The organism is Shewanella marisflavi (assembly GCF_002215585.1).
Lineage (GTDB): Bacteria > Pseudomonadota > Gammaproteobacteria > Enterobacterales > Shewanellaceae > Shewanella > Shewanella marisflavi.
The window spans coordinates 2,994,451-3,007,977 of record NZ_CP022272.1; the positions used below are offsets into that span (position 1 = coordinate 2,994,451).

The following is a 13,527-nucleotide window of genomic DNA, read 5'->3' on the forward strand; positions in this document are numbered from 1 at the left end:
GCTTTCTTTCATTAGACAACTTATGCCAAACGTTCTGATAACCAAGGGATAACAGAATCAAGCGCTGAACTTAAGTTTTCAGGTTCGCTACCGCCTGCCTGTGCCATATCAGGGCGTCCACCGCCCTTACCACCCACCTGAGCGGCAACCATGGCCACCAGTTCACCGGCCTTCACCTTAGCGGTCAGATCTTTGGTCACACCGACAATTAGGTTCACCTTAGCATCACCTGCAATACCCAATACGACTATGCCTGACTGCAGCTTCTGCTTAAGTTCATCCTGTAGCCCACGCAGCGCTCCAGCTTCAACGCCTTCAAGCTGCTTCACCAGTACCTTTACACCACCAAGCTCTTGCGCTTCACCAGCCAGATCGGCACTGGTCGCCGCAGCAAGCTTATCTTTAAGTTGTGACAACTCTTTCTCTAACTGCTTGGTCTTATCCAGCTGCGCCTTCAGCTTGGTTACCACTGAGGCGTTGTCGCCTTTAAGTAGCGCGGCAGCTTGTTCAAGCTGTGCCTGCTGCTCAGCCACATAGGCCATTGCTGCAGCACCTGTCACGGCTTCAATACGGCGAATCCCTGCTGCAATCCCCCCTTCTGAGGTGATCTTAAACAGACCTATGTCACCAGTGCGCCCCACGTGAGTACCACCACAGAGTTCGATAGAGAAATCACCCATAGTGACAACGCGCACCTGAGAGTCATATTTCTCGCCAAACAGGGCCATGGCACCTTTTTCTTTAGCCTGGTCGATATCCATCACCTCAGCCTTAAGCTCATGGTTACGACGGATCTGAGTGTTCACCAGATCTTCAACCTGTTTTAGCTCTTCACGCTTCACGGCTTCGAAATGAGAAAAGTCGAAACGTAAGCGATCAGGTTCAACCAAAGAACCTTTTTGACTGACATGACTACCAAGAACCTGACGCAAGGCGGCGTGAAGCAAGTGTGTCACAGAATGGTTAAGCTCAGTGCGATGTCTCAGCTTCTTATCAACTGCTGCGTAAAGGGACTGACCTAAGTTGATGCGACCACTCTTCACCTGACCAATATGGCCAACGGCCTGGCCATACTTTTGCGTGTCTGTAACGGTAAACTCAATGCCGTCGGCGTTAAGAAGCCCTTTATCACCACACTGACCACCAGACTCACCATAGAAAGGCGTACTTTCAAGTACGATAACGCCTTGTTCACCTTCAGCTAAGGCATCGACTGCCTGACCATCGGCGTAGAGGGCGACGACCTTAGCTTCACCGTTCAGATTGTTGTAGCCACAAAACTCTGTCTCGGCATCGATCTTAAGGCTGTCGTTATAGTCAGTATCAAACTGACCTGCTGCCTGAGCACGACTGCGCTGCTCGGCCATCGCGGCTTCAAAACCGGCTTCATCTACCGTGATATCACGCTCGCGGCACACGTCTGCAGTGAGATCAACAGGGAAACCATAGGTGTCATAAAGTTTAAACGCGGTTTCACCATCGAGTACCTTACCTTCAAGCTGGCTAAGGGCATTGTCCAGAATACCAAGACCGCGCTCTAGGGTACGCGCAAACTGCTCTTCTTCGGCCTTAAGTGCCTTCTCGACGATCGCTTGGGTGGCCACCAACTCTTTGGCGGCGTCGCCCATCACTTCAATCAGGGTTGGTACCAGTTTATAGAAGAAAGACTCAGTAGCCCCTAACTTGTTACCATGACGCACGGCGCGGCGAATAATACGGCGTAACACATAGCCACGGCCTTCATTAGATGGCATCACGCCATCGGCCACTAAAAAGGCACAAGAACGGATATGGTCAGCAATTACGCGCAGTGACTTGTTTTCCAAGTCAGTCACACCGAGGATCTCAGCCGTCTTCTTGATGAGTGACTGGAAGATATCAATCTCATAGTTAGAGTGCACACCCTGCATGATCGCAGCAATACGCTCTATGCCCATACCTGTATCAACAGAGGGCTTTGGAAGCGGTTCCATGGTACCGTCGGCTTGACGGTTATATTGCATGAAAACGATGTTCCAGATCTCGATGAATCTGTCACCGTCCTCCTCTGGCGTGCCAGGTCGACCACCCCAGATATGCTCGCCGTGATCGTAAAAGATCTCAGTACAGGGACCACAAGGACCTGTATCACCCATCTGCCAGAAGTTATCTGAGGCGAAGGCGGCCCCTTTGTTATCACCGATACGTATGATGTTTTCAGCGGCTACACCAATCTCTTTGTTCCAGATCTCAAAGGCTTCGTCATCAGTCTCATAAATCGTGACACACAGGCGCTCTTTGGGCAGCTTGAGTTCTTCGGTAAGAAAGGTCCAAGCGAAACGAATCGCGTCGTGCTTAAAATAGTCACCAAAGCTGAAGTTACCCAGCATCTCGAAGAAAGTATGGTGACGGGCAGTATAACCAACATTATCCAGGTCATTATGTTTACCACCGGCGCGCACACAGCGCTGGGCAGTCGTGGCACGACTATAATCGCGCTTGTCTTCCCCCAGGAAAACATCTTTAAACTGGTTCATACCAGCATTGGTAAATAGCAAGGTGGGATCATTACCAGGTACCAGTGAACTGCTGTCCACAACCTGGTGACTGTTTCTGCGGAAAAACTCCAAGAAAGCACTTCTCAGCGCTGCAGTGGTTTGATACATGAAATCATCCTGAATTAGATTATTTTCGCGGTGAAGGCTCGAGCTCCACCGACAGCTCTAGTTAGCCAAGCATTATAAGCAGTCTATTAGTGAACAACCAGAGGTTTAACTGAGGATAACTAAAGAAACCCTAAAAAGCGTGCGTTTGCCCCAGGGGCATAGCTAAAAAAGGTCTAGTCATTAAAAGCGAATTACAGGTCGGGTTCGACCTCTAACGCATAGGCCACCTGGTCAAAGGCGAAACCTTGGGAAAGTAGATAACGAACGCGTTTAGCGCGCTCTTTTTGATCTTCTATCGGGCCGCTGGCAGCATATTTCTTGGCCGCTTTCTGTTTCGCCAACTCGAACCAGTCGCAGTCACTTGCATTAAGCGTATCTTGAATAATCTCTTTAGCCAGTCCCTTCTGCGCCATCGATTGGCGTATTTTGTTCTGACCATGGCCCTTAGCAATATGAGAACGTAATAGTAATGCAGCAAATCTGGCGTCATCCAGATAACCTTGACTTTCGCACTGGGTCAAAACAGCCTCTATCTCGCTATCGATAAAGCCTTTTTGCGCCAACTTACTCTTAATCTGGTAGCGAGAATAATCGCGGCGGGCCAAAAGACCCACCGCAACTTGCATGGCCGACATGCTCATAAGGAAACGTGTAGCTTATGACTAAGGCTTAAAATACTTCGCCAGTTTCCAGGTCGATATTTTCATCGCCCGTCGCCGATTTTGCGACCACTTCACCACCGCCAAGTAACATGGCACGCAGCGCATGATCGATCTCTGCAGCCACCTCTGGGTTTTCAACCAGATACTTACCTGCGTTGGCACGGCCTTGACCAATCTTGTCACCTTTGTAGCTATACCAAGCACCTGACTTCTCAATCAGCTTATGGGTAACACCCAGATCCACCAGCTCGCCAGTACGGTTAATGCCTTCACCATATAGAATCTGGAACTCAGCCTGTTTAAATGGCGCAGCAATCTTGTTCTTAACCACTTTCACCCGGGTTTCGTTACCTATGACTTCTTCACGATCTTTGATGGCGCCGGTACGACGGATATCCAGACGAACAGATGCGTAGAACTTAAGTGCGTTACCACCCGTAGTCGTTTCTGGGTTACCAAACATTACACCAATCTTCATACGAATTTGGTTAATGAAGATCAGCAAGGTATTCGATTGCTTGAGGTTACCCGCGAGCTTACGCATCGCCTGACTCATCATACGCGCCGCTAGACCCATGTGAGAATCACCAATTTCACCTTCAATCTCAGCCTTAGGCGTCAGAGCCGCTACCGAGTCAACGATGATCACATCAACCGCACCAGAGCGAGTCAGGGCGTCACAGATCTCAAGGGCCTGCTCACCGGTATCAGGCTGTGAACACAAGAGGTTATCAATATCTACACCGAGTTTCTGAGCATAGATAGGATCCAATGCATGCTCGGCGTCGATAAAGGCACAAACCTTACCCTCGCGCTGCGCCGCAGCAATCACTTCCAGTGTCAGTGTCGTTTTACCAGAAGATTCAGGGCCATAGATCTCAACGATACGACCAAGAGGCAAACCGCCGGCACCCAATGCAACGTCCAGCGACAGAGAACCTGTTGAAATGGTTTCAACATCCATAGAGCGGTTTTCACCTAACTTCATGATGGAACCTTTACCGAACTGCTTTTCAATCTGACCAAGGACCGCGCTCAGGGCTTTCTCTTTATTCGCATCAATCTTCATTCTGCTTTCCTCTCAATCACAGACGCTGCGCTGTGGGGTATCCGTTATGGTTAAGCCTGGGAAACGGCAACTGCATCGTTTTAGGCTATCTGAATATGCAACCTAGTATACTGTACAATCATACAGTATCAAGTACTGTATGAGATTATTTTTGCCTAAATCGGTTTAGGCCCGCTAGAGACATTACTGGTTTATTCGCGCTAAATTTACCCAAACGAGCGGGATAAATGCGCAACCAGTCTAAATTTATTGTTAGTATTGACGCCATTCATTCTGTAATAATCTGCACGCTATTACAGACTCTTTTCGCAGCAGGAAACCTTGGTTAATTCATGAACGCCGTCGATACTCAACACCTTGAAAAGCACACCCCTATGATGCGTCAATACCTGACGTTGAAAGCCGAAACGCCTGATATGCTGCTTTTTTATCGTATGGGAGATTTTTACGAGCTATTTTATGACGATGCAAAGCGTGCATCTGAGCTGTTAGGGATCTCCCTCACAGCCCGGGGCAAGAGCGGCGGCGATCCCATCCCTATGGCGGGCATTCCCTACCACGCAGTGGAGGGCTATCTGGCTAAGCTGGTGCAATTAAGAGTCTCTGTGGCTATCTGCGAACAGATAGGCGATCCGGCAACCACCAAGGGGCCGGTGGAGCGAAAAATTGTTCGCATCGTCACTCCCGGCACTTTGACCGATGAAGCCCTACTTCAGGAACGGCAAGATAACCTGTTAGCGGCCGTTTACCACGGGAAAGTGGGCTTTGGCTACGCGACGCTAGACGTCTCCTCGGGTAGATTCGTCGTGACAGAACTCGCTAGTCGCGAGGCACTGGAAGCGGAGTTGCAGCGTACTAATCCCGCCGAGCTCCTCTATAGCGAAGATTTTAACGAACTGAGCCTGATTAACTCCCTGTCCGGCAAACGCCGCCGTCCAGAGTGGGAGTTCGATTATGACACCAGCTACAAGTTACTGCTCGAACAGTTCGGTACCAAAGATCTGTACGGTTTTGGCCTGGGAGAAGTGCGCCTGTCGCTGCAGGCGGCGGGCTGCCTTATCCAATATGTCAAAGATACCCAGCGCACCGCCCTGCCCCATATCAATGCGATCACCCGTTTTAACCAGTGTGACAGCATAGTACTCGATGCCGCGACTCGTAAGAATCTCGAGCTTACTCGTAACCTTCAAGGGGGCAGTGAAAACACACTCGCTTCGGTACTTGATAACACGGCGACACCTATGGGAAGTCGCATGTTACAAAGGTGGATCCATGAACCACTGCGTAACCACAACATCATCAATGCCCGCCACGATGCTATCGACGAGCTGTTAAACAATGGCTTTCATGAGCCGCTACACGAACAATTAAAAGCCCTTGGCGACATTGAACGCATTACGGCACGTCTGGCAATACGCAGTGCTCGGCCAAGAGATTTCGCCCGTCTGCGCCAGGCATTAACCCTATTACCTGACATTCAACAGACACTGAGCCAATGTCACAGCGCTCACCTAAGCACGCTATCGCAGTCAATGGGTGAGTTCCCACAAGAACATGCCCTGCTCAGCCGCGCTATCGTCGACAATCCCCCAATGCTGATCCGCGATGGCGGCGTGATCAAAGAGGGCTACCATGCCGAGCTGGATGAGTGGCGCAAACTCAGCCAAGGGGCGACCGATTACCTTGCCGAACTCGAAGCCCGTGAGAAAGCCGCCACCGGCGCCTCCACCTTAAAAGTGGGCTATAACCGAGTGCACGGTTACTATATCGAGGTGAGTCGGCGCGAGTCCGATCTCGTCCCAATGAGTTATCAACGCAGACAAACTCTTAAAAATACCGAGCGTTATATCGTTGCCGAGCTTAAAGAGCATGAAGAAAAAGTGCTCTCCAGCCAAGGTAAGGCGCTGGCGCTCGAGAAACAGCTGTGGGAAGAACTGTTTGACCTGCTGATGCCTCGCCTGCATGAGTTGCAAGAGTTTGCTCGGGCGGCGGCAGAACTGGATGTGATCACTAACTTTGCCGAGCGCGCAGAGCAGCTTGACTATCACAGGCCCGAACTGACGGCCCAGAGCGGCATTTATATCGAGGCAGGGAGGCACCCTGTGGTCGAGCGCGTCAGTCAAAGCCCGTTTATCGCTAACCCAGTGTCACTTAATCCCGCAAGACGCATGCTAATTGTCACCGGCCCCAACATGGGCGGTAAATCAACCTATATGCGCCAGGTCGCCCTGATCACCTTAATGGCGCACATCGGCAGCTTTGTGCCGGCACAAAAGGCCGCGATAGGGCCGGTCGATCGCATCTTTACCCGTATCGGTGCCGCCGACGATCTCGCCTCGGGGCGCTCAACCTTCATGGTGGAGATGACTGAAACCGCCAACATACTCCACAATGCCACGCCAGAAAGCTTAGTGCTCATGGATGAAATTGGCCGCGGCACCTCAACCTATGATGGCTTATCGCTCGCTTGGTCGGCTGCCGAGCATCTGGCGCAAAGCCTCAGGTCGATGACATTGTTCGCCACCCACTATTTCGAGCTAACTCAGCTACCCGAACAAATCGAGAATGTGGCCAACGTACATCTAGATGCCATAGAACATGACGATACCATCGCCTTTATGCATGCAGTACAAGAGGGAGCGGCAAGCAAAAGCTATGGCCTACAGGTCGCCGCGCTGGCTGGCGTGCCCGCCAAGGTCGTGCAAGCAGCCAAGCATAAGCTACATCACTTGGAAAGCCGAGACAGAGAAGAGGGATTGCCCGAGTTAAGACAAGCACAGCTAAGCCTCGCCATGCCTGAATCTTCAAAAGCACTGGACAGATTAGACACTATCGATCCTGATAGTCTCACCCCCAGACAGGCGCTTGATCTCCTTTATGAGCTAAAACAACTTCGTTAAACAGCAAAAAGCGCACCTTAAGGTGCGCTTTTTTAAATAAGGTATGGGGTCGACTCTCAAAACAAAGAATATCTTCCTTGGGCTTCAAATTACCATAACACACTAGCATGGCTCTTCCAGGCTCAACACCTTTGAAGAGGCATCAACTTTGAACCACTAAGCCTACACCCCACTTGCTCTTGTTAAACTCGGAATATCGCTTCTACCGATAGTCCTTGTGCGCTGAGGAGATCCTTCAGACGCTTCAGGGCTTCAACCTGAATTTGGCGAACTCTTTCACGAGTGAGTCCTATCTCTTTACCCACATTTTCCAGGGTCGAAGGCTCATAACCCAGCAGACCAAAACGACGGGCAAGTACTTCTCTTTGTTTGCTGTTTAGCTCATCTAACCAACGCACTACAGACTTAGACATATCATCGTCTTGTACCTTGTAATCTGGCCCTACGCTATCATCATCGGCGAGCACATCCAGCAAGGCTTTGTCGTTGTCGCCACCAAGTGGAGTATCGACTGAGGTGATACGCTCATTAAGCTTTAGCATCTTGCTCACGTCACTACTTGGCAAGTCCAGTTGCTCGGCAATCTCTTCTGCCGTTGGCTCATGATCTAATTTGTGCGCAAGCTCCCTGGCAGTACGAAGGTAGACATTAAGCTCCTTGACCACATGAATAGGTAGGCGAATGGTGCGAGTTTGATTCATGATCGCACGTTCTATTGTCTGGCGGATCCACCAGGTGGCATAGGTTGAAAATCTGAAGCCGCGTTCGGGATCGAACTTTTCGACCGCACGGATCAAACCTAAATTACCTTCTTCAATCAAATCCAGTAATGCCAAACCACGATTGTTGTAACGACGTGCAATTTTTACGACGAGTCTGAGATTACTCTCAATCATACGGTTGCGAGACTTATCACAGCCTTTTAGGGCTTTACGTGAGAAATATACCTCTTCTTCCGCACTCAATAGGGGGGAAAATCCGATTTCACTTAAATACAGCTGTGTCGCATCTAAGTTCTTTTGTAAGTCATCTTGTACTTGCTGTTCTAGTTCTGCGTCTTTGATCACCTTCTTGCTGTTAGTCACTGATAGATCAGACTCGTTCTTAGACAAGTCAACCAAGGGCTCCGCGACGGCGGTAGATTGTTTACGACCCATAATATACTCTCCCAAATTTTACATGCTAATTTACTGCACTTTGCTATCCTCCAATTGCCAAAATGGCGCCTATAAAAATTATGATTTAGGCAAAAATTTAAGTGGGTCAACGGATTTTCCATGATACCGAATTTCAAAATGCAGCATCACCTGGTTGGTGCCCGTCTGTCCCATACTCGCTACCGTTTGTCCTGCAGTAACGAATTGCTTCTCTTTAACTAAGATCTTATCGGCATGGGCGTAAGCACTGAGATAGTCATCGCTATGCTTAATAATCACCAAATTGCCATATCCCCTCAGCGCACTACCTGCATACACTACCCGCCCATCAGCCGCAGCCTGTATGCGATCGCCCCGAGATCCTGCGATCTTAATTCCTTTATTACCTTGTTCCTTGGTAGAGAATTTTCCGATCAACTTGCCCTTAACAGGCCAATGCCACCGCTGCACCTTCTTAGGTAGAGTACTACTCGGCTTGTGGATAACAACGTTAACATCTTGTTGGTCAGTTGTAACAGCGTATGCTGATTTATCGCCCCGATCAAGTGATTTTTTCACCGGTGCCATTTTACTGACGGTCGGCGCCTGACTTTGCTTAACCGGTTGTTTATTAAAACTTTTGCGAGTGTCTTGCTGCCTATTACTCGCTAATACTTGACTGCTTTGCTTTGTTTTGGCATTTGTAACATTCTTTGTCGATTTTAGCTTTAAAACCTGTCCGGGATAGATGGTATATGGCTTGCGAAGCCCGTTATATCGGGCGATTTCGGCAAAATCTTTATTGGCGGCCCAGGAGATCGAGTACAGGGTATCTCCACGCTTGACCTTATAGTGGTCGGATGTGAGGCCACCTCTTTTATAGGCAGTCTTCACCGGAGTGTTTACGTTAACGACAGGTGCTGGTGTATGGGCCTGAAAGCTACAACCCGTCATCCAGATCGACAAGAATAATATAACAAAATGAACGACGCTCTTTGACAAGACTCTCATCATAGCGCCAGCCCTCTGCTCCAAGGCAGAGGCCTTTCTATACGTGTCACAACCACTAAGCCAATTCACCATTAACCAGAGGGACAAATTTGACCATTTCTATGGTTTTCGAGAAAAATTGATTGCCCTGGCGACTGACTCGCATCAACTGCTGAGTCTCTTCCCCTACGGGGATCACCAGCACACCACCATCTACCAGCTGCTCCAGCAGTGCTTCGGGAACACTGCTTGCCGCGGCTGTCACCATGATGGCATCGAAAGGCCCCTTATTGGCCCAGCCTTTCCAGCCATCACCATATTTAAAGGAAACATTATGAAGATCGAGTCGCTTTAAACGTTGACGCGCCTGGATCTGTAAACTCTTAATCCGCTCAACGGTACACAACTCGTCAACCAACTGGGCGAGAATGGCCGCCTGGTAACCCGAGCCTGTGCCAATCTCCAATACCCGCTTGGGCTTGGTTTCCAATAACAGCTCTGTCATCCGCGCGACAATATAGGGCTGAGAGATCGTCTGACCCTGGCCGATAGGCAAGGCAGTATTTTCATAAGCCTTGTGCCCCAGAGCCGCATCAAGAAAAAGTTCTCTTGGCGTGTTAGCCACCACAGATAATACATCAGTATTGTTAATACCAGCTCGCTGAAGGCTATGTGCCAGATTCAGTGCCGCCGTGGTGGTTACCCCATTCATAATTGCTCTACCCATTGCTTTATTTTTGGAACTTGTTCAAAGGCCGTCAGATCAACAGTTAAAGGCGTCACAGATACATAGCCATTAGCAACCGCGTGAAAGTCTGTCCCTTCACTGGCATCTTGCTCTTCACCCGGAGGGCCGAGCCAAAATATTTCACGTCCGGCAGGATCTTGCATGCGCACCATCCCCTCAGCCCTGTGCCGCGCCCCAAGGCGTGTCACCCTTATTCCTTTAATTTCATCCAGCGGCAGATCCGGCACATTCACATTTAAAATTTGGTCCGATGCAATAGGGCTTTCAATAAGCCCTGCCACTATCTTACAGGCATAATAGGCGGCGCTATCATAATGTTTCAACTCTCGGCCTACCAAAGAGATGGCAATGGCGGGTAAGCCTAAAAAGCGCCCTTCCATCGCGGCGGCAACCGTCCCTGAATAAAGGGTATCGTCGCCCATATTGGCACCGGCATTGATGCCAGAAACCACTATGTCTGGCTCCTCAACATAAAATTCACGAATCGCCAGATGGACACAGTCGGTTGGCGTGCCACTGACTGAAATATAACCATTGTCTAACTTATTAATTCGCAAAGGGTTAGTCAAGGTCAATGAGTTACTGGCGCCAGAGCAGTTACGATCTGGCCCTACCGTCATCACCTCATATTGTTTTGCCAAGGCATTAGACAGTGCGGCAATTCCAGGTGCCGCTATACCATCGTCATTGCTGACTAATATTTTAATCATGGGCTTGTTCACTCGCTGCGGCTCGACGAGCCTGAAACTCTCGCTCTTTGACATCCTGATAATCCACCAGTTCCCGCAGTACAGAAGTGGCAAAGCTGCCCGCTGGTAGTGCAAACTTGAGGACCAAGGTATCGTCGTTAATCTCGTAACTGAGTTGCTGGGGTAGCAAGATAAGCGGGCGACGTTCTTGATTCAATCCCGCCTGCTCAAGGCCTGCACAATCTTCAGCAAAGGGCTCACACACACTCTGCTCAAACGTCAGAGCCTCGGCTTCACACAGCGCCTGACCACGCCCCCATAAGGGCGCCGAGAGCAAAATATCTTGCTCATCCAATCGCTTGTGTAGCGCCTCATCCCAAGGGTTGGCGACAAAGTAACTCTTACTGCCCGCCAGCATCACGCAATCCCCCTCGAGCACCTTAAGCTCGAACTGACGTAAACGCTCGCTGACCACTTGATTAAAGAGATGTGAGCGCACTGCTGACAGATAGATACTGCGCTTATTTCTATCCTTGACCTTCTTGCTGCCGTTGAGCATCTGACGGCCAAAAATCAAATTTTTACCGTCATGACCAAATCGCTGCTCACCAAAGTAGTTGGGCACACCTGTGTGTTTAATCAGCTCAAGACGCCTGACCACTTCATCCATATCGGAGACGGCTCTGAGCGTCAGGGTAAAACGATTGCCTGCAAGTGCGCCGGTGCGCAGCTTCTTACCGTGACGGGCACTGGAAAGCACAGTTAGCTGTTCACTGTTTAGCGATTGCCAGTCGGGCATGCTCTTACCCGGGATCCTTACCCCAAACCATTGCTCTGTGATAGCGTGTCTGTCTTTCTGCCCCGCAAAGGTCACTTCTTTCGGGTGCACACCGGCAAAGCTAGAGAGCATACGTGCCACATCGGCGGTATTAAGCCCCGACTTGCGAATATGCAGCATATGATGCTCCCCCTCACCAGTGGGTAGAAAGGGCAGGATCTCCTGCACGATAAAATCACTGTTATGGGTTCTCAAATCGGCACTCGCCTGAGGCTGGCCAAACAAATAATGCAATGGGGTCATAACTCTCTCTTATCTTGGCTCAGCGCACATGAGCACCACGGCTTCTACGGCGATGCCCTCTTTTCGGCCAGTAAAACCAAGCTTCTCGGTTGTGGTAGCCTTAACATTAATAGCCTCAATATCGCTGGCTAAGTCTTCACTCAAGCACTGACGTATGGCATCAATATGCGGCAGCATCTTAGGTGCCTGGGCAATAATGGTCACATCAAGGTTGCCTAGCTGGTAGCCTTTATCCCGCGCGAGCTGATAACAGTGGCGCAGTAACACTCGGCTGTCAGCACCTTTGAACTCAGGGTCGGTATCGGGAAAATGTTTGCCGATATCCCCCAGCGCCATGGCGCCAAGAATGGCATCTGAGATGGCATGCAGCACCACATCCCCATCGGAATGGGCAACCAAACCGGTATCATAAGGCACTTCAACACCGCCTAAAATCAGCGGCAACTCACCACCAAACTTGTGTACGTCGAAACCGTGGCCGATACGTATATTCATCTTTCAGTCACCTTTAGTTGAATCTGGGTCATCTGCCTGGGCCGCCTGTAGAAACAATGCAGCCAATTGCAAATCGTCTGGATGGGTTACCTTAATGTTGTCAAAGCGGCCACTTACCAGTAGTGGCTGACCACCAGCCCACTCCATCGCCGAGGCCTCATCGGTAATAGCAACTCCCGACGACAGTGCCTGGGCAAGATTTTGTCGCAAAGACACCACAGGAAACAACTGCGGGGTCAGAGCATGCCAAAGGTTTTCTCGGCAAACCGTATTCGCTATCTTGCCATCGGCCGTTGAGCGCTTCATGGTGTCTCGCACTGGCATGGCTAAGATGGCGCCCTGGTGCTTACCAGCTTCGGTTTCACAGGCGGCGATCAGCTTATCGATATCGGCATGACTTAGACAGGGACGAGCCGCGTCGTGAACGAGCGCCCAGGCAGAATCTGGCGCCACATTGAGCGCGCTCAGCACAGAATCGGCACGCTCTTTACCGCCCACGACAGTCATGAGTTTGGGATGCGTTGCCTGAGTCAGCTTGGCAAAATGAGTATCTTCTGGGCTCAGGGCTAGGATCACCTGCGTTATACGCGGATGTTCCAATAGGCGATCTAGGGTATGCGCCAGAATAGCTTGATGATTTAACATCAGATACTGCTTAGGGATCTCAGCGCCCATGCGCGCACCAATACCGGCGGCGGGAACGATGGCAACGAGATCTTTGATGGAACTTGTCATTGATTTGAACTCATGTCAGGTTTCAAGGCCATGGCGGGAGCCATTACCTACTGCTCGCCTATCTCGGCTTTACGCTGAGGCTCGCCCACTACACGAAAAAAAGTTTCGCCCTGTTTAACCATACCCAGCTCATTACGAGCCCGCTCTTCAAGGGCCTCAGTGCCGCGACGAAGATCGAGGATCTCTTCTTTGAGTACCTGATTGCGTTCGATTAATTTGGCGTTGCTCTCACGCTGCAACTGGATCTGTTCTTGCAGCTGAAAAGATTCGGGTAAACTATTTTGCCCCCACCAGAGTCGATACTGGAGCAGGCCAAGCAGCGCAAACATGGCGATAAGAAGTCGCTTCATCCTTAATGGGCTTTATCTCTGTTAAAA

Annotated in this window: 12 protein-coding genes; 1 reads left to right on the plus strand and 11 read right to left on the minus strand. The window is 50.2% G+C overall.

Annotated elements, in window-relative coordinates:
* Positions 1 to 20: 20 nt before the first annotated feature.
* The 3 genes from alaS to recA form a co-directional block, all read right to left on the minus strand.
* Positions 21 to 2,645: an alanine--tRNA ligase gene (alaS, locus tag CFF01_RS13310; protein ID WP_088905115.1), complete on the minus strand. Its 2,625-nt coding sequence runs from the start codon at positions 2,643 to 2,645 to the stop codon at positions 21 to 23.
* A 191-nt stretch (positions 2,646 to 2,836) separates the two neighbouring features.
* On the minus strand, positions 2,837 to 3,286 hold the full coding sequence (gene recX / locus CFF01_RS13315; RefSeq protein WP_081953784.1) for a recombination regulator RecX: 450 nt from the start codon (positions 3,284 to 3,286) through the stop codon (positions 2,837 to 2,839).
* 28 nt (positions 3,287 to 3,314) lie between these two features.
* The gene (gene recA, locus CFF01_RS13320; protein ID WP_033538570.1) at positions 3,315 to 4,376 is read right to left on the minus strand and encodes a recombinase RecA; all 1,062 of its coding nucleotides are present in this window, start codon (positions 4,374 to 4,376) and stop codon (positions 3,315 to 3,317) included.
* A gap of 332 nt (positions 4,377 to 4,708) precedes the next feature.
* Between recA and mutS the strand changes: the two genes are divergently transcribed.
* Positions 4,709 to 7,276 (plus strand): DNA mismatch repair protein MutS, encoded by a 2,568-nt coding sequence (gene mutS, locus CFF01_RS13325; protein WP_088905116.1) that lies wholly within the window; start codon positions 4,709 to 4,711, stop codon positions 7,274 to 7,276.
* A 182-nt stretch (positions 7,277 to 7,458) separates the two neighbouring features.
* Here the strand turns inward: mutS and rpoS are convergent, their stop codons facing one another.
* The 8 genes from rpoS to ftsB form a co-directional block, all read right to left on the minus strand.
* Positions 7,459 to 8,433, minus strand: a complete 975-nt coding sequence (gene rpoS, locus CFF01_RS13330; protein WP_033538572.1) for an RNA polymerase sigma factor RpoS — start codon at positions 8,431 to 8,433, stop codon at positions 7,459 to 7,461.
* Between the two features lie 78 nt (positions 8,434 to 8,511).
* Positions 8,512 to 9,423, minus strand: a complete 912-nt coding sequence (locus tag CFF01_RS13335) for a peptidoglycan DD-metalloendopeptidase family protein (protein ID WP_088905956.1) — start codon at positions 9,421 to 9,423, stop codon at positions 8,512 to 8,514.
* A 55-nt stretch (positions 9,424 to 9,478) separates the two neighbouring features.
* Complete coding sequence (locus CFF01_RS13340) at positions 9,479 to 10,114, minus strand: protein-L-isoaspartate(D-aspartate) O-methyltransferase (protein ID WP_033538573.1); 636 nt, start codon at positions 10,112 to 10,114, stop codon at positions 9,479 to 9,481.
* Entirely contained in the window at positions 10,111 to 10,860 is a 750-nt protein-coding gene (gene surE, locus CFF01_RS13345) for a 5'/3'-nucleotidase SurE (RefSeq protein WP_033538645.1), read from the minus strand. The genes CFF01_RS13340 and surE overlap by 4 nt, the downstream gene beginning before the upstream one ends.
* Positions 10,853 to 11,920 carry a tRNA pseudouridine(13) synthase TruD gene (gene truD / locus CFF01_RS13350; RefSeq protein WP_088905117.1) on the minus strand — a complete coding sequence of 356 codons (1,068 nt, stop codon included), beginning with the start codon at positions 11,918 to 11,920 and terminating at the stop codon, positions 10,853 to 10,855. The genes surE and truD overlap by 8 nt, the downstream gene beginning before the upstream one ends.
* A gap of 9 nt (positions 11,921 to 11,929) precedes the next feature.
* Positions 11,930 to 12,415: a 2-C-methyl-D-erythritol 2,4-cyclodiphosphate synthase gene (ispF, locus tag CFF01_RS13355; RefSeq protein WP_088905118.1), complete on the minus strand. Its 486-nt coding sequence runs from the start codon at positions 12,413 to 12,415 to the stop codon at positions 11,930 to 11,932.
* A 3-nt stretch (positions 12,416 to 12,418) separates the two neighbouring features.
* Positions 12,419 to 13,150, minus strand: coding sequence for a 2-C-methyl-D-erythritol 4-phosphate cytidylyltransferase (gene ispD / locus CFF01_RS13360; protein WP_088905119.1), 732 nt, complete (start codon positions 13,148 to 13,150; stop codon positions 12,419 to 12,421).
* Between the two features lie 47 nt (positions 13,151 to 13,197).
* The gene (gene ftsB / locus CFF01_RS13365) at positions 13,198 to 13,500 is read right to left on the minus strand and encodes a cell division protein FtsB (RefSeq protein WP_033538577.1); all 303 of its coding nucleotides are present in this window, start codon (positions 13,498 to 13,500) and stop codon (positions 13,198 to 13,200) included.
* Positions 13,501 to 13,527 lie beyond the last annotated feature (27 nt).

Coding starts and splice junctions, on each gene's coding strand:
- rpoS (WP_033538572.1), bottom strand. CDS start 8,433: ATGGGTCGTAAACAATCTACCGCCGTCGCGGAGCCCTTGGTTGACTTG.
- recA (WP_033538570.1), bottom strand. CDS start 4,376: ATGAAGATTGATGCGAATAAAGAGAAAGCCCTGAGCGCGGTCCTTGGT.
- surE (WP_033538645.1), bottom strand. CDS start 10,860: ATGATTAAAATATTAGTCAGCAATGACGATGGTATAGCGGCACCTGGA.
- CFF01_RS13340 (WP_033538573.1), bottom strand. CDS start 10,114: ATGAATGGGGTAACCACCACGGCGGCACTGAATCTGGCACATAGCCTT.
- alaS (WP_088905115.1), bottom strand. CDS start 2,645: ATGTATCAAACCACTGCAGCGCTGAGAAGTGCTTTCTTGGAGTTTTTC.
- ispF (WP_088905118.1), bottom strand. CDS start 12,415: ATGAATATACGTATCGGCCACGGTTTCGACGTACACAAGTTTGGTGGT.
- CFF01_RS13335 (WP_088905956.1), bottom strand. CDS start 9,423: ATGAGAGTCTTGTCAAAGAGCGTCGTTCATTTTGTTATATTATTCTTG.
- truD (WP_088905117.1), bottom strand. CDS start 11,920: ATGACCCCATTGCATTATTTGTTTGGCCAGCCTCAGGCGAGTGCCGAT.
- mutS (WP_088905116.1), top strand. CDS start 4,709: ATGAACGCCGTCGATACTCAACACCTTGAAAAGCACACCCCTATGATG.
- ftsB (WP_033538577.1), bottom strand. CDS start 13,500: ATGAAGCGACTTCTTATCGCCATGTTTGCGCTGCTTGGCCTGCTCCAG.
- recX (WP_081953784.1), bottom strand. CDS start 3,286: ATGAGCATGTCGGCCATGCAAGTTGCGGTGGGTCTTTTGGCCCGCCGC.
- ispD (WP_088905119.1), bottom strand. CDS start 13,150: ATGACAAGTTCCATCAAAGATCTCGTTGCCATCGTTCCCGCCGCCGGT.